Here is a 21,322-nt window from a genome sequence, read left to right as displayed (position 1 = left end):
GTTTCTCCTCCAGTGATTTGATTGGGTCTTATCGGCAGTCAGATTGTCCAACCCCCGTCGATCGCAAGCGCTTGACCGGTCATGAAACCGGCGTTTGTGTCGGCCAAAAAAACGGCCAGTGCTGCAATTTCTTCCGCACGCCCAAGCCGCCCCATTGGCTGGCGAGCGATAAAGGCTTGTCGTTGCACATCAATATCGGTGCCGCTTTCGGCAATGCGCATATCCAACGAAGGGGTCTCAACTGTGCCGGGGCAGATGCAATTTGATCTGATGCCCTGCGCGACAAAATCGGCAGCGATGGCCTTTGATAGCCCCAAAAGTGCCGCCTTTGTCGTTCCATAAATGGCACGATTGGGAACACCTTTGATTGCGCTCGCGACTGACGAGATAAAAATCAAAGACCCATCTTGGCGCGAAATCATTCCAGGCAGTACAGCCTGCGACATGTGCAAAGCAGAGCGAACATTCAAATCAAAGTTGAAGTCGTATTGCGCGTCTGTGATGTCCAACACCGTTCCGCTGTCGACATATCCTGCACAATGGCACAACACGTCGACCGGACCGATACGATTACAAAGCGCGGTGATAGCGCCAGCATCTGTGACATCAAGGGCAGCGACCTCACAGCCAGGGGTGCCGTCGAGATCCGCAAGCAGTGATCCATTCAAATCCGTTGCGACCACGCTGTGGCCGGCGGCCAGCAACCCCTCGACGATCGCGCGCCCGATGCCCTGCCCCGCGGCCGTAACCAGACATTTCTTACTTTCCATCGCAGTACACTCCAAAACTTTCTTTTTAACGTTAAAATTTTTACAAAATAAAACGGCAGGTTCATATCCGATAAATTCGTTCTGCTGTTTGGTGGAAGACTTTATCCTGTTCTGCCGAGCTCAAATCCGAAACGATGTCGCGGTAAGCCGTCCAAAGCGTTTCAAAGGTCGAGAACATACTGTCGACAGGAAAATTGCTCGCGAACATGCATCGGTCAGCACCGAACAGTTTGATGGTTTCGCGTACAAAAGGCCGTATCATTTCTGTAGTCCAATCATGAAACATCATGCCCAGACCAGATATCTTAACCGAAACATTATCGCAGAGCGAAAGTTCGGACATTGCAGCGCGCCATGCATTGAAGGAAGCAGGGTCGTGACCCAGAGGCATACCCGTGTGATTGAGGACGATACGAGTGCCATTGTTCTGTCGAGCAAGCTGTGCTGCGGCGGCCATTTGTGATGGATAGATTTGCATATCGAACGACAGGTCGCGTGCACTCAGCAACTCGAACCCTTCGAGCCACAGATCATTTTCCATGAATTCTTGAGGAGCAAAATTGAGCAATTCATCATCATGTGTATTCAGAATTTGACGTATACCACGCACACGTGTGGTTCGCCGCTGTCCGTCCAGTTTTGCTTTGGCGGCCTCGCTTGATAGATCACAATAGGCCACAATTGCGTTTGGCTGCCCCTGGACCTGCGCAACTCGTTCAAGCCAAGCGGTTTCTTGAAGATCCTGCCCTTGCGCAACTGCAGCTTCGACATGGACAGTTTTTGCAACGTGAAAGGACCCGCTCTGAGCAAGGTATTCGCCAAGGGTATACGTCTGCCGTATGGGGGTATTATCGCCAAAAACGCCGGTCGACGGGCCGGTAGTCAACCAAGGGTACGACAATTGGCTGAGATCCCAAATGTGAAAATGTGGATCTACAATCTTCATGCTGAGCTCTCCTGCTTGCGTGGCAATACCGTACTGGCGCGCACAACAAGTGAACATGGCTCCAAGTCGCGTCTGATCTCGGATTCTGCAGGTTTCGGCCCTTTGATGCGATCAAGGAGTTGCGCAATAGCCTTTCGGGCTAACACCGCAGGCTGAAAGGAAATGCTAGACAGACCAACACCAGGCATCGACGACATTTCCATGTCATCAAATCCAATGAGTGCAATGTCTTGCGGGACACGCAAGTCGCGCGCGGCCAATTCGTCCATCGCACCATACGCCATGATATCACTTGCGCAAAACAGCGCGGTGAATGGTTGACCGCTATCCAACATCTGCCGACAGGCCGCCTGACCTCCCTCTCTGGTATAGTTACCGCGACCAACTAGATCCGCCGACAATGCAATACCAGCTTCGCCCAATGCCTCCGCGAATCCTTCAAACCGGTTCTTTGCAGTCGAATTACTGACGCCACCAATAAAACCGATGCTTTTGTGTCCGCAATCGATCAAGTGGCTTGTTGCAATTCTCCCCCCTTCACGGTTGTCCGCCTCAAAAACATCGCACATATTTGCGGCGCTGCGGTTCAACATCTCCACAACCGGAACATCCAAATCTGCGATCAGCTTGCTGGCAGCCCCTTCCGTGTCCGAAGGCGAAATCAATATACCAGCCACGCTGTGGTCGATGATTGTATTAACAACATTCAACTCGGCCTCGGGATCGCGATGTGTGACCGCCATCATCACCGTATACCCCTGTTGCTCAGCCTCAAATACAATCGCCTGCGCCACTTCGGCATACATGGAATTTGTCATGCTTGGGACGACGAGGCCAATAAGATTGGACTCATTGGTCTTCAAGCTACGGGCCATCGCATTTCGGCGGTATCCAGTCTTTTTCAAGTGGTACAAAACAGACTTGCGGGTCTCTTCGCGCACCACCGAGCGATTGTTCAAAACATTTGAAACAGTCTGATGCGAAACACCGGCAGAACGTGCAACTTCAGCAAGTGTAACCTTCCGCCTCAACTGGACCTCCCCACTCATGCGTTGTTTTAACGTTAAAATTACTTATTAAATAGATTTCTTCTAGTCAAGTTATATTCCTCTAAGAGGTCTGAGTAATCGAACTTACCTAATGATACAGCAAGTCAACTATGTGTTCGGCGCAACGTACTGTCTGGTTTTTTGGCGGTCGAGAAGCTCCGGCCTAGGAGATCAACATAACATGCGTTGGACGAACAAATACAAGCGGGCTTACGCGCAAGCGAAAGCCGGTTGCCTCACCTTTATCACTCAAGGTTGATACTGATCCCGCACGAGACTTGTTCAACCATCTTCGAAGAACGAAGGCAGACCCATTTAGGGATATCGACGAAAATGAACATTTTGCCCTCTTGAAACGAACCGCAACTGGATCAAATCGTCGATCCGCAAAACGCCCTACAGAGCGCGAAAGAAGGCGATTTCATGTTGCACAAAGTGCACACGATACCCATCAACCCATTGAATCTAAAAATAAGTCTTCCCAATCCATCATGGGCGCGCAGGATAGTCTCGCCGCCGCAGTGGCTGCGTTGTCGAGCATTCTTGGTTCTCCTATGGTCCACGGGCCGGTTCTTGGGACCATACTGCACACAAATTGGGGCAGTCTAGTCCCCCAGGAGTGAAGACAGGCGAATGGCGATAATTGGGTTGGTTTCTAGTCTGAGCCACCTTTTCTATCGCTCGACTCAGTCGGAGAAACGCTTTGTGAAAGATAAAATGCTCGTGTGCACGTAGCCCGCACAAAGATTGCTAACCTATGCGATGGGCTATCACAGAGACCAAAGAGGTGATCCGTTACAATGCGCAAGACGGCAGCCCCGCCAAGATTTCACCCATCCTTGCTTTGAAACACAAGATAAAGGGACTGATGTCGTTTAGGCTTACAAGGTATTTTGAAACCCGATTTCCTGACTGGTAGACCGCGAAAGCTGAAAAGCCTAAAGCCATAAGTAGCGGTCAGCGTTGCAAGCAAAGCAGAATTCTTCCTCTTGACCCCACCAATTCCACCGAAAGGATAGGCCCAAAAAACGTGGTCGATACATCGCTTGTCGGCGTCGCCTAACCCCAGTCTTCATTCGCCTGACTCCGCGGAAAACCAAGTGTTCAATCTACCCCGGCAGAGCGCGATATTGGGGCGGTCTAGCCCCCAAGGGCGAGGGCCATTAAAAGGCGGCGATTGGGTGGGTCCGCGATAGTGAGCTTCTCCTCAAACGACAACCGCACACAGTTATGGACTTCGCAAACCGCCGACAAGGATACGGCCTCTCAAGGGCACTTTACTTGCACACTGCTCACTTATTTTTTCATGCAACATGCATCGCGGTGCGCTTCTTCGTCGGCCGGCCTTTTTAAAATTCGCAGCGATTGCTGACGCTGACTCCTTGAGGGCACAGCGGCGCATGGCGAAGCGAAACCCGATGCCCGATGCCCGATGCCCGGTGCCCGATGCTGCACCCTGCTTCAAAAGCCTCAAACCGAAAAATGCGGACATGCAATTTAAGATGTCCCTTCTGCTTGCGATCCGCGCATTTGAAGCAACCAATCACAAAACTGTTCGACGGGCTTGGACGGCTTTTCGCCCTTGGGCACGATCAGGTGGTACGCAAAGGATGTTTCAAAGTTGCGCCCAAAAGGGTTCACCAGAACACCACTTCTAAGTTCTTCCTCCACCAACCATGAGGCAAATAGCGACACCCCCAGCCCGTTGATTGTCGAACTCAGTTGAAAGTGCCGATCTTCCAACATCATTTGAGCCTGTCCAGCGTTTGTGGTTAATGCGTTCAGCGCCAGCCATTCGTCCCACATTCGGCTGTCGTCAACATGGAGCAAGTTACACTTGTACAAATCCATTGGTTGACTGATTGGATGTGCCGCCAAATACGCCGGGCTGCACACCACGGCCAGTTTTTCGGGCCACAGGCGATGGACGTCAAAGCCACTCCAATTGCCCTTGCCCCATTGGATCCCAAGGTCGGCAAAGCTGGACGGATTTTGCATTCTTGCAAAACTGTTATTGTGGTTGTGCATCGACAATTGTAAATCCGGATGCAGCTCCATCAGACTGCCCAGGCGAGACGAAAGCCACCGGCTGGAGAACATAGGCAGCAGCGCGACTTTGACTGATCCCGCCAAGTTCGCGACCCGTTCCAGCCCCGTCTGGATCATGCTCAAGCCTTTCTCAACATGGATCGCCAACGACGTGCCTTCCTCAGTCAGTTCCAACCCCTTCTTGGTCCGTCGAAACAAGGAACACCCCAGATCAGTTTCCAATTTTTTGATGTGGTAGCTCACAGAGCTTTGGCTTATGTTAAGTAACTGAGCGGCCCGCGTTACGTTTCCAGTCTGAGATGCGACATTAAACACTTGAATTGATGTTATATTTCTAATTTTAACTACCATGTGCCGCCTTTGTTTCAACTAAATCCGTGAAATCATATGCATCTAAATTTTAGATACAAAGACTAAATCTTTGAATTTTGCGCGACTCATTAACCTCGCTACCGTCAAAGCACCGCAATCGACGTGCGGAAGGGGGTTTCATGACAGCGCCTGTTCTCAAGGTGGATACACTGTGCAAATCGTTTGGTGGTGTTCACGCCATCCGCGACTTATCTTTCGAGGTGCGAGAGGCTGAAATCCTTGGACTTATCGGACCCAATGGCTCTGGAAAATCTACAACCGTTAACAGCCTCGCAGGCATCTTTGCCATCACTTCTGGCAAAATTGTGCTCGGCGATGTGCAAATCGATGCTCTGCCTGAGTATGCGCGCGTTGCGCAGGGTCTGGCGCGCACGTTCCAGACTGCCAGTACATTCGGCGAATTCACGGTGCGCGAACAGATCATGCTGGGCAGCAATGTCACCCGAACGTCGCATCCGTTGTCTTCGGTCTTTGGCATCGGTCGCAACCCGGTCGAAGATAGTGCGCTGGAAAAGCGCGTCGCTCATATTCTTGACATCACCGGGCTGAAAGAGGTCGAGCAAAAGCGCGTCGGCACGATCAGCTCTGCGCAGCAGCGGTTCTTGATGATAGCAACGGCTTTGGCCTCCGATCCCAAAGTACTCTTGCTCGATGAACCTGCTGCCGGTCTTGTATCGCACGAACGTAAAACGCTGAGTGATTTGATTAAATCCATCCGCGCCCTTGGTGTCTCGGTGCTGGTAATCGAGCACCACATGGCGCTGATCATGGATGTCAGTGACCGCATCGTCGTGTTGAACTTTGGCCAGAAGATTGCTGAAGGCACACCTGAAGAGATCCGCAACAATCCGGTGGTGATTGACGCCTACCTTGGAGAGGCAGCATGAGCATGCTGGCCGTTTCAAACCTGCGCGTCAGCTATGGCCCGATTGAAGTCATCCACGGCATTGATATTGAAGTTGGTGAGGGTGAGTGTGTTGCCCTGATCGGGGCCAATGGCGCGGGCAAGTCCTCGACGCTCAAGGCTATCTGCGGGCTTGTGCCGGCTAGCGCTGGTACTATCACGTTTGAAGGCCGCGATATTACCAATCAAAGTGGCCATGCGATTGTCAAGGCAGGCATTACCATGTGTCCTGAGGGCCGGCAGGTCTTTCCCCAAATGACGACTCTGCAGAACCTGCGCATGGGGGCCTACACCCGCACCGACGCCGAGCAAACCAGCGATATCGACGAGATGATGGATATGTTTCCGATTCTGCGGGATCGCTCGACCCAAGCGGCAGGGACACTTTCAGGCGGAGAACAGGAGATGCTGGCCATTGGGCGTGCTTTGATGGCCCGCCCCAAGCTGTGCATCTTTGACGAGCCATCGCTGGGGCTGGCCCCAAAAATCGTGGCCGAGGTTGGCGCAACCATCAAACGGATCAAAGAGATGGGCAAGACTATCCTGCTGGTCGAACAGAACTCTGCCATGGCGCTACGCCTCGCGGATCGCGCCTATTTGTTTGAGGCCGGAGAGATCGTGCTGAGCGGCACGGGCGCGGAACTGCAATCACACCCGGATGTCGCAAAGGCATATCTGGGCCACTGAGATCAACGTTTGGGACTTTAACGTTTCTGGGAGGAGACACACATGAAACTGACAGCCATAACCGCTGCATTCGCATTGACGGCCACCGCCGCCTTTGCCGCAGACAAGACACTTGATATCGGGGTAAGCGACGCCCTGACTGGCGGGGGTGCAGTATACGGCCTGCCGCAAGCCAACGCCGTTAACCTCGCTGCGAAAGAGATCAACGCAGCCGGCGGCATAAAAGTGGGCGACGACACCTACATGCTCAACGTCATCGCCTATGATGACAAAGCCAACCCGACAGAAGCTTCCAACGCGGTGCGCAAGCTGATCGACCGCGACGGCGTGAAATACATCCTCGGGTTTTGCTGCTCCGGTGCGACCGGCGCTGTTGCATCCTTTATCGAGAACGAAGACGCGGTAATGTTAGTGGGCAATGCGGCGGAACGTTCTATCACCACGCGCGAAATTCCAAACCTCACGCGCACGCGCCCGCCAGCGGACTACACCGGGGCAGCCGCAGGTACGTTTGTCGCTGAGAAAGGTCATAAACGGGTCGCTGTTCTGGGTGCCCTCGATGTGGGGTTTTATGCCAGCTATGTGGACGCTTTTGAAAAAGAGTTGAACAAGGCCGGTGGCGAGATTGTAAGCCGCGAGGCGTTTGGTCTCAAAGACCGCGATATGTCTCCGCAATTAACCAAGATCCGTGGACAAGAGCCTGATGCGATCCTCGTGGTTGGCTATGTTGAGCCGGCGGCCTTCATCTACCGTCAGGCGGTTGAACTGGGCATTGATGTGCCGCGGTATGGCTTCACCTCGGGCAGTGAAGAGCAGTTTTTGCGCGTTGCAACGTCCGAGCAGATGGAAGGTGTCTGGGATCTGCGCCCGACAGAGCTGACGCTGCTGTCGGCATCCGAGAATGGCAAGGCGTATCATGCGAATTACTCCGCTGAATTCGGGATCGCGCCGTCCCCCAGCTCTCCCTACGCCTATGACCAGACCTATGCTTTGAAAAACGCAATCGAAGCTGCGGGCACAGTGGATGATACTGCCGCCGTGGCCGCAGCGCTGCGCGGACTGGCTGTGCCAGACGAAGTGGTGATGCAATACCTGCCGGTTGACGGCAAGATGTTCGACGTGAACGGTCAGGCCTATACATCAAACGGTGCCTTCCAATGGCAAAGCGGAAATTGGGTGTTTGTGCAGGATCTGCCATCTGACGCGACCGCCTATTCGGCCTTCCTCAGCACAATCGACTGATTTCTTCCTGAAGGGGCATGGGCGATGTGCCTGTGCCCCCTTTTTCCTCTTATGTGTAGGACCGGACATGGTTGAAGTCATTCAGCAAATTATCAATGGCGTGGCCATCGGTGGCGTCTATGTGCTGATCGCACTGGGCCTAACCACGGTGTTCGGTATCCTTGGGATCGCCCACTTCGCCCATGGCTCGGTGTCGATGTTTGGCGGCTATCTTACCTTTTTCTTTGTGACCAGTTGGGGTTTTCCTCTTCTTTTTGCGATCCTTGTCGCACTCATTGTCGGTCTCGTCCTTGGCGTCTTGATCGAGTTGCTGGCCTACAGGCCGGTCCGGAACGCAAATCACATCAATGCCTTTATCGTGGCACTGGGCCTGACAATGATGGTTGAGGGGTTGAACCTTGAATTCTTCGGCCACGAACAAGTCGTGATCCCAACCGATCTGTCGCGTGTCTTCAACATTGGCGGCGTTACGATTCCAGAGCTGCGGCTTTACGTTATCCTCGCCGCCGCCCTGCTGATCATCGCCATGACGCTATTCGTGGAGAAAACTAAAACCGGCCAGGCGATCCGCGCGGTCGCAGAAAACCGCGACGCGGCGATCCTGATGGGCGTGAACGTGAACACAATACCGCTCGTCGTCTTTGCGATTTCGACCGCGCTTGGTGTTTGCGCAGGTGTCATGGTCGGCTCACTGTTCGCCATAGCACCTGGCATCGGTGAAGGATTGGTGGTGAAGGGCTTTGCAGTGCTGATCCTTGGCGGCTTGGGCTCAATCCCCGGCGCGGTGGTCGGTGGCCTTGTACTCGGCATCACCGAGGCACTGGCCGCGGGCTTCATCTCCTCCGCTTACAAGGACGTGATCGCTTTTGTGGTGATGATTGGCGTGCTCTTGTTCCGCCCCCAAGGCCTGATGGGAAAAGCATGATGACCCTGAACCGAACAGCGATTTTCTACGCAGTAGCACTGGCGGGTTTTATTCTGCTTCCGCAGTTCATTGCCGTGAAATACTACCTGCATCTCAGCGTGCTTGCTCTGATTTGGGTGATCGCGGCGCAAGGACAGAACCTGATCCAAGGCTACACCGGCTATGTTTCTATTGTGCAGGCGGGCTTCATGGGGATCGGGGCCTATTCCACGGCGCTCATGGGCATCCACTTTGATATGCCCGTCTGGCTGACCATCACACTGGCACCCTTCGTCACCGCGTTCTTTGCACTGCTGACAGGCTACCCCAGCTTACGTGTCAAAGGGCATTACTTTGCGATTGTTACCCTTGCGTTCAACATGGTGATTTTCATCGTTCTGATGAACTTTCACCAACTGACCCAAGGCGAGGCGGGTATTACAGGCATTCCCAAACCGGGCGATAACAACGGAATGTTCAACTGGCGCGACCGTGAGGTTTATTATTATTTTGTCCTGATCATTGCCGTGTTGATGACGACGCTTGCGGCCCTCATCATCCGCTCGCGCATCGGACAAACGCTGATCGCGATCCGCCAGAACGAGGATCTGGTCGGAGCCATCGGTATTGCGGCTTGGAAATACAAACTGTTCGCCTTTGTGATCTCGGCCATGTTCGGGGGTTTGGCGGGTGCGCTTTATGCCCACTATCAGAGCTTCATCAACCCCGAAATTTTTGGCGTGGCCCAGTCGCTTGATGCGATCCTTGCCGTCATCGTGGGCGGATCGGGCACGATTGCAGGGCCAATCATCGGCGCATTCTTCGTCGTATTCCTGCCGGAGTACCTGCGCTTTGCCGATAGCTTCCGGCTGATCCTGTATGGCCTGGTGCTTGTGCTTGCGACCATCTTCATGCCGCGCGGCATCGTTGGAGTGACAAGTGATTTACTGGCCAAATGGGGACGCCCCAAGAGATGACACAAGCCTTTCTATATCGCGTGTCAGAATTCGCCGCAGATCGTATTTCGCCTGCTGCGCCAAGTTGGTCGATGGGTGGCAGTCCTGATCCGGCGATGTATGAAATGGCGGGATCTCTGGGTATTTTGGGGATGCAAGTGCCGCTGGAATCTGGTGGGCTCGGTCTCGATTTTGCCACCCGCGCCGCCGCCTGCCGCATTCTTGCCAGCGCGGATTTCGGCTTTGCGATGTCTCTGGTCAACACGCATAATATCGCGCTGAGGCTGACCGAAATTGCACCCTACCCGCTGTTCCAGCGCTATGGGCCCGACCTGCTTGGCGGCCAGATGAGCGCTTGTACCGCACTGACTGAACCCGGCACGGGAAGTGATTTTGCAGCCGTGAGCACAATGGCGAGCCGAGCGGAAAGCGGCTGGACGCTGAACGGCGAAAAGACGTGGATCATCAATGGACGCCATGCAGGTCTGAGCATCATCTATGCCCAGTGCACCACCATCGGTGACGCGGACGGCATCGGTGCCTTTCTGGTTGATTTGAATTCACAAGGCGTAGATCGTTACGCCATCGACGCAGGCTTTGCCCAGACCAGCATGGGGACCGGCGGTTTTACTCTGAACAATGTCTGCGTTGACGCTGATGCCCTGCTGATTGCCCCCGGAACCGCGTTTAAGGCCATTCTGACCGAGATCAACGGTGCCCGCACCTATGTTGCCGCCATGTGCAACGGGATGCTCGCACGCGCCATCGACGACGTCACAGCTTATGGCGCGCAGCGTCACAGCTTTCGCAAACCGCTGAACGCCATACCGAGCTGGCAGACGCAATTATCCGCAGCCGAAACAGCATTGCGCGCCGCAGAAGACCTGACCGCGAAGGCCATAGCATTGATCGACGCAGGCCAAGATTCACAACTTGCGGCCGCACAGGCCAAAATAGCGGCCGTCACCACCGCACAAACCCACCTACCGGAGTTGTTGCAATTGATGGGTGCCGAAGGATTGCGGCCAGAGCACCCCTTTACCCGTCATATCGCCGCTGCACAGATTGCGGGCCTTACCGATGGGGCCACCAATATTCTTAAAGACAGAGTGGCGCGCCTGACCGCTCAGAAAGGGCCATAGACCATGCGTGTATTCCAGATCGAAGGTGACTGGGGCTTTGACAATCTCAAACTTTCACAGCGACCTGACCCGGTATGTGGCCCCGGTCAGGTGATCGTGGCGATGCGCATGGCCTCGCTGAACGCCCGTGATCTTATCGTACCCGAACGCGGTTATGGACGGGCGACGGGCGAGCTGCCATTGATCCCGGTGTCAGACGGTGTTGGCGAAGTCATTGAGGTCGGTGCCGATGTAACTCGCGTCGCGGCAGGTGACCGTGTGTGCCCCACATACTTCCAGAACTGGACCAGTGGAGAGCCTACGCCAGAACGGTTTTCGTCAGCCTTGGGTGGCCCGCTTGATGGGGTCATGGCTGACCGTGTCTGCCTCTCTGCTGACGGTGTGGTCAAAGTACCCGACTACCTTTCGGACGCCGAGGCCGCCACTTTGCCTTGCGCTGCCCTGACCGCCTGGAGCGCGATTGTCACCCATGGACAAACGCAAGCGGGCGACAAGATTTTGGTGCAGGGCACCGGCAGCGTCGCACTGTTTGCCTTGGCCTTTGCAAAGATGCATGGCGCACATGTAACCGTGATTTCCTCGAGCGATGACAAACTGGAACGCGTGAGCAAGATGGGTGCAGATGCCACGATCAACTACCGCACAACAGAAGATTGGGCGCGCGCCAGTCGTCAGATCACGGCAGACAGAGGCGGCTATGACAACATTATCGAACTGGGCGGTGCAAAGACTTTGCCCTTGTCCCTGCGCGCGGTCCGTCCGGGCGGGACGCTGTCGATGATCGGCGTGCTGTCAGGATTGAATATCGAAGCGTCATTGGGCCCCATCGTGGCCCGTCAGGTGCGCTTGCAAGGCGTGACAGTAGGCCATCGCGACGGGTTCACGGCGATGCTGCGCGCGATGGCGCAACACAGCCTGCGCCCCGCCTTGGGTGAAACATTTGCCTTCGAAAACCTGAAACCCGCCATGGAACATCTCCGCACGGGTGGTCATTTCGGCAAGACCCTTGTGCAATTCTGACCAACATGCCCGAACACACTTATCCATACCAACCGCGGGCGCACCCCAGGGACAAGCCTGCGTTTATCATGGCCACCACCGGTGAAACCGTCACCTTTGGCACCTTGGAAACACGCGCCAACCAAGGTGCGCATGTATTGCGGGCACAGGGCATCGATGCGGGCGACCATATTGCCATTCTAATGGAAAATCGGCGTGAAATGCTCGAAGTCTGCTTCGCGGCGGATCGCGCTGGCATCTACTATACGACGATCAGCACGCATCTGAACCCGGATGAAATCGGCTATATTCTGGCCGATTGTGATGCACGGCTGCTCGTCGCGGGTGATCAGTTTGTCAATATTCTTACACAATTGGCCCCCGTGCAGGCAGACCAATGCAAGATCATGATCGTTGGAGCACCCAGCGGTACATACCCTTTCTGGTCCAAAGAAGTCTCAGATCAAAAAACAACCCCGATCCCTGATGAAGCCCAAGGACTCGATATGCTTTACTCGTCCGGCACGACCGGACGCCCAAAAGGCATCAAATGGCCTTTGGAAAAGAGCCCTCCGGGGGCGCGGACCATGCTCATTGATTTGTTGAACGGTTTGTTCGGCTACGGCCCTGACACACGATACCTTTGCCCAGCACCGCTTTATCATGCAGCGCCCCTGAGGCATGCGATGGTCACGATCAAGATGGGCGGGACAGCGGTGATCATGGACCGGTTCGACGCCGAAACGTCCCTTCGCCTGATTGAACGCTACAAGATCACACACAGTCAATGGGTGCCGACCATGTTTGTGCGCCTGCTGAAACTCCCCGAGGCCGTGCGCGCACGGTACGATCTCTCCTCAATGGGAATGGCGGTTCATGCGGCAGCTCCCTGCCCCATAGACATCAAACATGACATGTTGGCGTGGTGGGGGGACATTATTCACGAGTATTATGCAGGTACTGAGAATAACGGGTTCTCCGCGATCACCAGCGCAGAATGGCGGGCCCATCCCGGGTCAGTTGGTCGTGCAAAACTGGGCGTGGTGCATATTTGCAATGCTGATGGCCATGAAGTGTCGGTGGGAACCGAAGGCGAAATCTACTTTGAGAACGGTCAGAAATTTGCCTATCATGGTGATCCCGAAAAGACCCGCGCTTGCACCAATGCGCGAGGCTGGACAACGCTGGGCGATATCGGCCGTTTGGATGATGACGGGTATCTCTATTTGACAGATCGAAAGTCGTTCCTGATCATATCCGGCGGCGTGAACATCTACCCGCAAGAAACCGAAGATACGCTGCTTGGCCATCCCGCTGTCCTTGACGCCGCTGTCATCGGCATTCCTCACGAAGATTTTGGTGAAGCCGTTCATGCGGTTGTGCAATTGCTGCCGGAATATGAAAATTCGCAAGATATGGCTGAAACTTTAATGCTATTTTGCCGCTCAAAACTGTCCGCCCTGAAGTGCCCCCGGAGCATCGAATTTCGAGATACCTTGCCACGATCGGCAACCGGGAAAATGAATAAACGCGTGTTGAAATCTGACTATTGGGACAAGAGTTAGATGGTACGCTGAACAGACGCAAAGCTGTCATTTGCGCCGTTTGTCACGATGGTTGCGATCGAAAAGGCGTCGTAAGCGGCCATTGCAGCTTTAATGATGGATTATCACTGCGTCCGCGCCAGAGGCATTCGCATCACGTTCTCTCGCACTGGTTACCGGATCAGTCGCTTGTCAAAACGCGATCCGAGACCCACCCGCAAGGGTTGCTGTTGCCCCTGCCCCAAGCCCCCTTCAACTCATCAATTCCTTAATCCGCGCTACGCGATGCAAATGACCACTTTCCGTCGCTGAGTTGCTGAGTTCTCTAATTCACTCTGGTTGCAATGCGCTTCAAGTCGATTAAATCCGCGCGACCGCCAAATACCCGATATAGCACGCCAGAAGGCGATTTTGTGTTGCACACATAGTGCATACGAATTGGAGCAGTCCAGCCCCCCGGGAGCAAAGACAGGCGAACGGTGGTGTTTGGATGGGGCTGTGATCCTGAACCCCTGCGGTACGTCTCGAGCCAGACGGGAATGGGGTTTCAAAAATCCCGAAAAAGACGCTGAATCAAAAGGTACGTTGCGTGAACGACAATCAATGACACGTTTTGCACCGTTCGTTTCACGATACTACGCCACCCGCCGACCACCTTGCACCTCGAAGTATTGCCAAAACTATTCCTTCGTTGGCTCAGCGGCGAAAGCCGGATCTGAGACCAAAATCGCCTAAAGCGACGGCATGGAACAATGCCCGCTTCTGGAACGCAGCTTTTAAGCTCTTGATGGTGGACACTTCAAGTTTCATGGGCGCGCGCAGCGACGGAAATAGCCGAAATGTAAAAATTGCGGCACCACCACCTAAGGGTCCGAAGCGTTTTCACACAGCAGGCACAAAATCTCGAACATCAACGACACGCCAACCCAAGCGGTGCCACCTGACGGATCGAAGGGCGGACTGACTTCAACCAGGTCAGCACCCACGAGGTTCAGCCCCGACAATTGGCGCACCATTTTCTGTGCCTCGAACGTCGTGAATCCGCCAATCTCCGGAGTACCCGTGCCAGGTGCAAAAGACGGGTCGATGCTGTCGATGTCAAACGACAGATAGGTTGGTTGATCGCCTACGACAGTGCGCGCTTCCTCCATGACTGCGTCAAGTCCCAAGTCATAAAGCTCTTCTATGGTAACGATCCGAATACCCTGTTCCAGCCCCCATTCCACATCGTCACCGCCCCGTGTGCCGCGAATCCCGATCTGGATCATGCGTTTGGGGTCGAGCAGACCTTCTTCGATGGCGCGCCGAAACGGAGTGCCGTGGGTGAACTTGCATCCTGAGAAGTAGCTGTCAAACAGGTCGGTATGCGCATCAAAATGCACTAATCCGAGCGGCGCGTTTTGGGCTAATCCACGCAGCACGGGCAAAGTGATAAGGTGGTCGCCACCCGCAACCAAAGGTGTAATCCCGGCGGCTTTGAGGGATTTGAAATACGTGGACACCCGATCAAGGGTATCCATGGTGTCAGCCGGGTTGACCGGGCAATCGCCAAGGTCCGCACAATTGCGGGCCATGAAAGGTTCCACCCCCGACACAGGATGACGGGCGCGGATCATAGTGGACAAGTCGCGCAATTGGCGTGGTCCGTGGCGCGCACCTGGACGGTTTGTGGTGCCTGTGTCCCAAGGCACACCCACCAGCCCGATATCAACTTGCGCGATGTGCGGGGACTCAAGCGGCACGAAAGGCAGGCGCATAAAAGTGGGCACGCCAGCGAACCGAGGCACCTCCATTGCGGACACGGGTTGGAACGAAAACGGGGCATCCGTCATAATTGTGGTCCTCCTTAAGTGTGGTTAAAAATGCAAGTCAGAGACCTATTCTTGCGCGCGCTTCTTGCTCAAAACAGCCGTCAAAACCGCGCGCGAGACGATCACAATCGCCACGATGACAATCAAAACCACCGATGCTGCCGCGATCGCAGGGTCAATGTTGTCGCGCAACCCCATCCACATCAAGCGCGGTAGGGTGATCACTTGCACCGACGTGATAAAAATTGTCACTCCGATTTCCTCCCACGACAACACGAAAGCAAGAAAAAACGCCGTCAGCACCCCAAAGCGGATGTTCGGCAGCAGCACCACGAAAATGCGTGTCAGCAGACCCGCGCCCATCGCCCTCGCGGCCAGGTCAATGCGCCGATCCACCTGCGCCAAAGACACCGAGATCAGGATCACCGCAAAGGGCACAATCATCACCGTGTGGGCCAGGACGACCCCCGCCATGTTGTCGTAGCCAATCAGTGCATTCATCTTGCCCACCGAGATGAGAAAGAAATACAGCGTCAGCGCGGACACAACGGGCGGGGCCACCATCGGCAACAGCGCAAGGCCGATCAGCACTGCAGCAAAGCGTGGACGCATCATCCAAATGCCTAAACTGAAGGCGAACGCAAGGCTGGTTGCCAGCACCCCCGACAGGGCCGCGATCTGCACAGAGGTCAGCGTGGCCTCCAGCCATTGCGGCTTGTCGATCAGAGCCGCGTAATGACGCAGCGACCAGACATCGTCAGGCAAGGACAGGAACCGCTTTGGTGTGAAGGATACAGGCACAACAGCGATGAGAGGCAACATCAAGAAGACGCCCACAAAGGCGGCACAGACAACCGAAATGGGGCTCAGGCGTACCTTCATCGCTCGGTTCCTGGCGCAAGGTGGCGCATGAGGGCTGACAGGAACATCCCCACCGCGAGCATCATCAGCACACTGATGGCGGCAGCGAGGCCCCAGTTCGGGCTTTGAAAGATGCGCAGATAGATAAGCTCGGCAATCATCACACTGCGCCCGCCGCCAAGGATCGCGGGGGTGACAAAAAAGCCAAGCGCAAAGACAAAGACGATCAGCGCGGCACCAATGATGCCGTTTCCCGTCATAGGTACAAAAACCTGCCAGAATATGCGTGTGCGTCCTGCGCCCATGCCGCGCGCGGCCATCAGGGCACGCTCATCCATGCTGCGCATGGCAGAAGCGATGGGAAAGACTGCAAAGGGAATAAGGAAGTGCGTCATGCCAACCACCACGCCGAAATCGTTTCGCACAAGCGTCAAGGGGGCGTCGATCAGTCCGATATTCTGCAAGAACGTGTTGATGATGCCCCGGTTTGACAACAGGGACAGCCAGCCGAACGCGCGGGTGAGCACAGATATCCAGAACGGAATGAGGATGCACAGCTCGACCAACACGCGCTGCATCGGGCTGCCGCGCACCCAGACCAGCGAGATCGCATAGGCCGCAATGACAGAGAACACCGTGACCAGCGCGCAGATGCGCAATGTGCGCCACGCGACCGAATGCACCAACGGATCGGTCAGCGCGGTCTCGTATTGCCCGAGGCCGGGGTCTGGCAAGGTCACGCTCCACCCGACGATGCCCAGAAACGGCAGCAGATAACATACCGCCAGAAACAGGATCAGCGGGCCAATGAGAAGGCAGGTGCGCAGGGACTGGGACATCAGATAAAGGGTGCCACAGACGATGCTGTGGCACCCAAGCCTTTAGGCCGACGCGATGCCGAGGTAGGCATCAAGTGCGGCCCCATAGTTTTCTTCGTACCAGGCCATATCAAGTGCGACTTGTTTGGAGAAGTTGGCCGGGTCCACCGGATTAAAGCGCTTGAGCGCGTCAGGCACCAGCGCGTCCGCCGCCGAATTGCTTGGGCCCTGCCCCATCAATTCGAACATCTTGAGCTGCTTTTCCGGGTCTTGTGCGGCCGCGATGTATTGCATGGCCACATCACGTCCTGCAGGGTTGCCCTTGATCACGGCCATAGAGCCGGGCGAAATCAAGCCGTCATCCCAAATGAATTTGATATCACCTTCCGAATCCTCTTCGAGGATCTTTGCGCGGGTGGACCAGATCAATGCCATTGAGGCATCACCGTTCAACAACAAAGACTGGCTTTCAGCGCCGCCCCCCCAGAATGCAACGACGTTTTCCTTGAAACCTTCGAGCTTGGCATGCGCGCGTTCCAGGTCCAGTGGATAGAGGTCAGCGCGGGCAACACCGTCGCCGAGCAGCAGCGCTTCCCACATGCCGGCACCCCACTTGTACATGGCACGCTTGCCGGGAAATTTTTCGACATCAAAGAAGTCCGCCATACTGGTCGGGGGCGTGTCGAATTGGGTGCTGTCGTAGGCGATGACATAAGAAAAGAAGTAGGTGGAGGCGGCGTATTCCCAACCAAAGCCATCACGCGATTTTGCGGGGTCCACGACGTCATAGTCGATCGCTTCCATCAGGCCCTGTTTGCCGAGCGCCTGCGCTGAATAAGGGTCGGCGTCGCAAATGTCCCAGCTTGGGCTGCCGCTTTCGGCCTGCGCTTTCATCGCGCCCTCAGTTGGGCCGGACCCGTCCTGCAAAACCTTGACACCGGTGGCGTCGGCAAAGGGCGCACCATGGGTGCTGTCATAGGCGGTCATGGCATCCCCGCCCCAGTTCACAAACACCAGTTGGCCGTCGGCCGCCAGGACTGGCATGCCGGTGCTCGCCAGCGCCGTGGTGCCCAAAAAGCCTGCGGCCAATTGGGTAAACTGGCGGCGCGAAATGCGTCCCTTGCGGGCTTTGTCCGCCAGAATTTCGATGCTGTCTTCTACAAAGGGATCGTTCATTGTTTCTCTCCGTTGGATAAGGGGGATGCCGTTTTCCGGTCTGTTATCTTTATGGTACTCATAGAAAGACGCCGCGGTCTTTGGACCAACTGATCCAGATATCGCTGCCCACCTGCAATTGGCCTGGCATCCGATCTGCGCCCGCGTTCAAAGTCAGCACGTGGCCTGCAGGAGTCACGACAGACACCCGAGTCTCGGCACCCATATAGGTCATCTCCGCTATTTTTGCCGGAATGGCATTGCGCTGTTCGGGCGCTGATAACGTGATCTGCATATGCTCGGGCCGGATCGCCAGCAGCGCTGTTGGCGGGCCCGCATCTGACGTCGTGTGAAGGGTTGCCTCCTCAAAACGCGCTGTGATGCCCGCGTCGGTCTGCTTCATATCTTGAAGGGGCAATAAATTGATGTCCCCCAGAAATTCCGCCACAAACCGGTTGGCGGGGCGCTCGTAGATGTCCCGGGGCGTGGCGACTTGTTGCAATGTGCCAGCTTCGAAAATAGCAATGCGGCTGGACAAGGCCAACGCCTCTGACTGGTCATGGGTTACAAACACAAAGGTCGTTCCGGTATCACGGTGGATGCGGCGCATCTCGTCCTGCATCTGGCCGCGCAGATTGCGGTCAAGTGCCGAGAACGGCTCGTCCAGCAGCAACACCGGCGGCTCATAAGACAGCGCACGCGCAAGAGCCACACGTTGTTGCTGGCCACCTGACAAAGCGCTGGGGCGCTTATGGGCATGCCCGCCAAGGCCAACCATATCGATCATCTCTTCGGTGCGCCGTTTGACTTCGGCAGTTGAGCGGCGCTGCACTTTCAGTGGAAACGCGATGTTTTGTGCAACGGTCATATGGGGAAACAAAGCATAGCCCTGAAACATCATTCCAAACCCACGCGCTTCTGCAGGTTGGTGGGTGACGTCTGCGCCGTCCAACAACAGGGTCCCAGCCGAGGCCTGTACAAAGCCGCCCAGCACCATCAGCATGGTCGTCTTGCCTGAACCGGAGGGACCCAAAAACGTCAGGAACTCTCCACGCGCAATAGTGAGCGATATGTCCTGAAGCGCGTCAAACGTGCCAAAGCGTTTGCCGATACCTTCTGCACGGATTTCCGAGGCCTGCTTACGACCAGTCATGTGGACACTATCTCCGAAACGCGAGCACCGTCAGGCTATCCATTGACCCGCACAAGGTCACGTATTCCCGCCCAAATCGGCCCATATTCTCTCGGTCATAGCTTTAATTTTAAGCGCTTCTTCCCAGCGGTTCGACATCTCGCGCCCATCGCCGCCAGTCATCGCGTATTCCGGGGGACCAAGCTCGCACAGAAAGACGACATCACCCTGCGCATTGCGGACGCGCCAATCGGCAAGTCCCTCGCGCCAGAACTCCTGAAACAACGTGACCCATTTGGCGTGCTGCGGGAAATCGATCTGCAACTGTATCTGTTGGCGGCTGGCAATCCGGCCCTGAAAGCTGTCTGCGCGCGCCAGGCAACGCGACATCAGATCGCGCTCCCACTTGGCCAGAGGCAGCTTGAACTCGCGGTCCACCATGTAATGCGACAGGTCTGCCGCCAACCGCATCTCGGGGATCGCATCCAGCATCGACAGGGTCGCAAAGAGATCATTGGTGATACAATTGCGGTGCGTTTCAAAGTGAACCGGCATGCCGATTTGGTCGGACATTTCGATCCACTTTCGAATGATCGGGATCGCACCTTCGACCGTCAACGGGAACACCTGTCCGACCACATTCACGTAAGGTGCGCCAAAATCCTGCGCCATGATCAACGTCTCGCGCAGGCTTTCGACGGATCGCGGAAAGGCCACGATCAACGGCGTCAGCCCTTCGCGCTCAAGGTGCGGACGTACGGCGTGGGCCACTTCGACATCCGCAGCGCCCAGATCAATCGCCAGCCCCGCATAGCCCGCATCGGCCACCATCCCGGCCACGCGATCAAGCGGCAAAACCTCGCCGGATGCATCATGCGGCTGCATGGACCACAGCGATTGATAGACCTGCAGGCGTCTCATGCAGCCTCGATGCGTTGGGTACCACCACCGGCGCGCGGGACGATCCATATTTCGTCATAGGGATATTCGTCTTCGGATTTTGAGCTCAGTTTGCGCAGCACCTCGATCTGGAATTCGATCCACCCCATTTTATGTGGAGTCGCGCCGCTGTTGCGGATTTCAGCGTCCAGGCTGGACAACTGCCAGAATGGCACGCTGGGAAAGGTGTGGTGTGCTGTGTGATAAGGCATCTGCCAGCACAACCAGCGCATCACCGCATTGGTGCGGGTCGACCGTGTGTTTTCAAGAATGTCGTCTTTGTGGCTGAGGCCAAGGTGCTCGATCGTGTTTTGCAACTGATGAACGGGCTTCATTACCACCATAGGCGCAAGCCACAGGATCACAGCGGCCCAGCTGCCAATGATCAAGGATACAACTGCAATGCCGACATAGAGCGCTGCGTGAATGCGCCCTTCACGGATGATTTTGTCGTGCTCACCTTCGCGGATGTAGGGCTCGACGACGACGCCACGGCAAAACCGCACGATGCGCGTCACGCGCGTGTACCAATAGGTCGGGCCCCAGAACCACAACAAGTAGCTGCGTAGCGTGTAGGGTTCGCGTACCAACTCGCCATCTTTTTCCCAGTTTTGGGTATGCTGGTGGTGCGCCCAGTGCTGTATCTTGTCGAAATCACGAGGGAATATCATCAGAAAGCCGATCATCCGACCAAAGGCCTCGTTCAACCATTTCGTTTTGAACACAGTTTCGTGGCTCAGTTCGTGCTGGCCTGCGTACAGAAAGTTGATCAGTACCCCGTGCACCATGAACAATGGCACCGCCCACCATGTGCCCCACAGCACCCACAGGGCCACACCAGAGATGAGAATGGCACCAATGTGACTGCCAAGTTGAAGCGCGCCACGTAGATCAGAGCGTTGCATGAGCTCGCGCATACGGGCGGGCGCGACAAGCTTACGGCGCGAGAAACTGGCTTCCATAGAATCTACTCCTGTCGGGTAAGTGTCATAAGGAAGCTTGCCGACAAATTTACTTTGTGTAAAATGATGAAATCTCTCCT

Annotated in this window: 19 protein-coding genes; 8 read left to right on the top strand and 11 right to left on the bottom strand. The window is 55.4% G+C overall.

Going from position 1 to position 21,322, the window contains the following annotated elements; all coding sequences use genetic code 11:
• Positions 1 to 38 precede the first annotated feature (38 nt).
• The 4 genes from K5Q35_RS03575 to K5Q35_RS03560 form a co-directional block, all read right to left on the bottom strand.
• Positions 39 to 770, bottom strand: coding sequence for an SDR family oxidoreductase (locus K5Q35_RS03575; protein ID WP_220798468.1), 732 nt, complete (start codon positions 768 to 770; stop codon positions 39 to 41).
• Positions 771 to 831: 61 nt separating this feature from the next.
• Positions 832 to 1,716: an amidohydrolase gene (locus K5Q35_RS03570; protein WP_220798467.1), complete on the bottom strand. Its 885-nt coding sequence runs from the start codon at positions 1,714 to 1,716 to the stop codon at positions 832 to 834.
• A complete protein-coding gene (locus K5Q35_RS03565) occupies positions 1,713 to 2,747 on the bottom strand; it encodes a LacI family DNA-binding transcriptional regulator (RefSeq protein ID WP_220798466.1) in 1,035 nt (344 codons plus the stop codon). Before K5Q35_RS03565 ends, K5Q35_RS03570 begins: the two co-directional genes overlap by 4 nt.
• Before the next feature lie 1,515 nt (positions 2,748 to 4,262).
• Positions 4,263 to 5,165: a LysR substrate-binding domain-containing protein gene (locus K5Q35_RS03560; protein WP_220798465.1), complete on the bottom strand. Its 903-nt coding sequence runs from the start codon at positions 5,163 to 5,165 to the stop codon at positions 4,263 to 4,265.
• A gap of 140 nt (positions 5,166 to 5,305) precedes the next feature.
• Here K5Q35_RS03560 and K5Q35_RS03555 point away from each other — a divergent pair, with 140 nt between their 5' ends.
• The 8 genes from K5Q35_RS03555 (at position 5,306) to K5Q35_RS03520 (ending at position 13,585) form a co-directional block, all read left to right on the top strand.
• Positions 5,306 to 6,073, top strand: a complete 768-nt coding sequence (locus K5Q35_RS03555; RefSeq protein WP_220798464.1) for an ABC transporter ATP-binding protein — start codon at positions 5,306 to 5,308, stop codon at positions 6,071 to 6,073.
• 2 nt (positions 6,074 to 6,075) lie between these two features.
• A complete protein-coding gene (locus tag K5Q35_RS03550; protein WP_013961664.1) occupies positions 6,076 to 6,777 on the top strand; it encodes an ABC transporter ATP-binding protein in 702 nt (233 codons plus the stop codon).
• Between the two features lie 42 nt (positions 6,778 to 6,819).
• Positions 6,820 to 8,019 (top strand): ABC transporter substrate-binding protein, encoded by a 1,200-nt coding sequence (locus K5Q35_RS03545; RefSeq protein WP_220798463.1) that lies wholly within the window; start codon positions 6,820 to 6,822, stop codon positions 8,017 to 8,019.
• A gap of 67 nt (positions 8,020 to 8,086) precedes the next feature.
• On the top strand, positions 8,087 to 8,944 hold the full coding sequence (locus tag K5Q35_RS03540; RefSeq protein ID WP_220798462.1) for a branched-chain amino acid ABC transporter permease: 858 nt from the start codon (positions 8,087 to 8,089) through the stop codon (positions 8,942 to 8,944).
• Entirely contained in the window at positions 8,944 to 9,900 is a 957-nt protein-coding gene (locus tag K5Q35_RS03535; RefSeq protein WP_259650442.1) for a branched-chain amino acid ABC transporter permease, read from the top strand. Before K5Q35_RS03540 ends, K5Q35_RS03535 begins: the two co-directional genes overlap by 1 nt.
• The gene (locus K5Q35_RS03530) at positions 9,897 to 11,021 is read left to right on the top strand and encodes an acyl-CoA dehydrogenase family protein (protein ID WP_220798460.1); all 1,125 of its coding nucleotides are present in this window, start codon (positions 9,897 to 9,899) and stop codon (positions 11,019 to 11,021) included. The genes K5Q35_RS03535 and K5Q35_RS03530 overlap by 4 nt, the downstream gene beginning before the upstream one ends.
• Before the next feature lie 3 nt (positions 11,022 to 11,024).
• Positions 11,025 to 12,041: an NAD(P)-dependent alcohol dehydrogenase gene (locus K5Q35_RS03525; RefSeq protein ID WP_220798459.1), complete on the top strand. Its 1,017-nt coding sequence runs from the start codon at positions 11,025 to 11,027 to the stop codon at positions 12,039 to 12,041.
• Between the two features lie 68 nt (positions 12,042 to 12,109).
• Positions 12,110 to 13,585, top strand: a complete 1,476-nt coding sequence (locus K5Q35_RS03520; RefSeq protein WP_374758570.1) for an acyl-CoA synthetase — start codon at positions 12,110 to 12,112, stop codon at positions 13,583 to 13,585.
• A gap of 842 nt (positions 13,586 to 14,427) precedes the next feature.
• Here the strand turns inward: K5Q35_RS03520 and speB are convergent.
• The 7 genes from speB to K5Q35_RS03485 are packed head-to-tail and all read right to left on the bottom strand — an operon-like array spanning position 14,428 to position 21,242.
• Positions 14,428 to 15,396: an agmatinase gene (gene speB / locus K5Q35_RS03515; RefSeq protein ID WP_013961657.1), complete on the bottom strand. Its 969-nt coding sequence runs from the start codon at positions 15,394 to 15,396 to the stop codon at positions 14,428 to 14,430.
• A 45-nt stretch (positions 15,397 to 15,441) separates the two neighbouring features.
• Positions 15,442 to 16,257, bottom strand: a complete 816-nt coding sequence (locus K5Q35_RS03510; RefSeq protein ID WP_220798457.1) for an ABC transporter permease — start codon at positions 16,255 to 16,257, stop codon at positions 15,442 to 15,444.
• Positions 16,254 to 17,075 carry an ABC transporter permease gene (locus tag K5Q35_RS03505; RefSeq protein WP_220798456.1) on the bottom strand — a complete coding sequence of 274 codons (822 nt, stop codon included), beginning with the start codon at positions 17,073 to 17,075 and terminating at the stop codon, positions 16,254 to 16,256. Before K5Q35_RS03505 ends, K5Q35_RS03510 begins: the two co-directional genes overlap by 4 nt.
• A gap of 42 nt (positions 17,076 to 17,117) precedes the next feature.
• Positions 17,118 to 18,230 carry an ABC transporter substrate-binding protein gene (locus K5Q35_RS03500; protein WP_220798455.1) on the bottom strand — a complete coding sequence of 371 codons (1,113 nt, stop codon included), beginning with the start codon at positions 18,228 to 18,230 and terminating at the stop codon, positions 17,118 to 17,120.
• Positions 18,231 to 18,288: 58 nt separating this feature from the next.
• Positions 18,289 to 19,362: an ABC transporter ATP-binding protein gene (locus tag K5Q35_RS03495; protein WP_220798454.1), complete on the bottom strand. Its 1,074-nt coding sequence runs from the start codon at positions 19,360 to 19,362 to the stop codon at positions 18,289 to 18,291.
• A 57-nt stretch (positions 19,363 to 19,419) separates the two neighbouring features.
• Positions 19,420 to 20,262 carry a sugar phosphate isomerase/epimerase gene (locus tag K5Q35_RS03490; protein ID WP_220798453.1) on the bottom strand — a complete coding sequence of 281 codons (843 nt, stop codon included), beginning with the start codon at positions 20,260 to 20,262 and terminating at the stop codon, positions 19,420 to 19,422.
• Complete coding sequence (locus tag K5Q35_RS03485) at positions 20,259 to 21,242, bottom strand: fatty acid desaturase (RefSeq protein WP_220798452.1); 984 nt, start codon at positions 21,240 to 21,242, stop codon at positions 20,259 to 20,261. The genes K5Q35_RS03490 and K5Q35_RS03485 overlap by 4 nt, the downstream gene beginning before the upstream one ends.
• Between the last annotated feature and the right edge of the window lie 80 nt (positions 21,243 to 21,322).

Source organism: Roseobacter sp. OBYS 0001 (genome assembly GCF_019654895.1).
GTDB lineage: Bacteria > Pseudomonadota > Alphaproteobacteria > Rhodobacterales > Rhodobacteraceae > Roseobacter > Roseobacter litoralis.
Note: the sequence above shows the minus strand (reverse complement) of the source record. Positions and strands in the feature narration are given on the sequence as shown.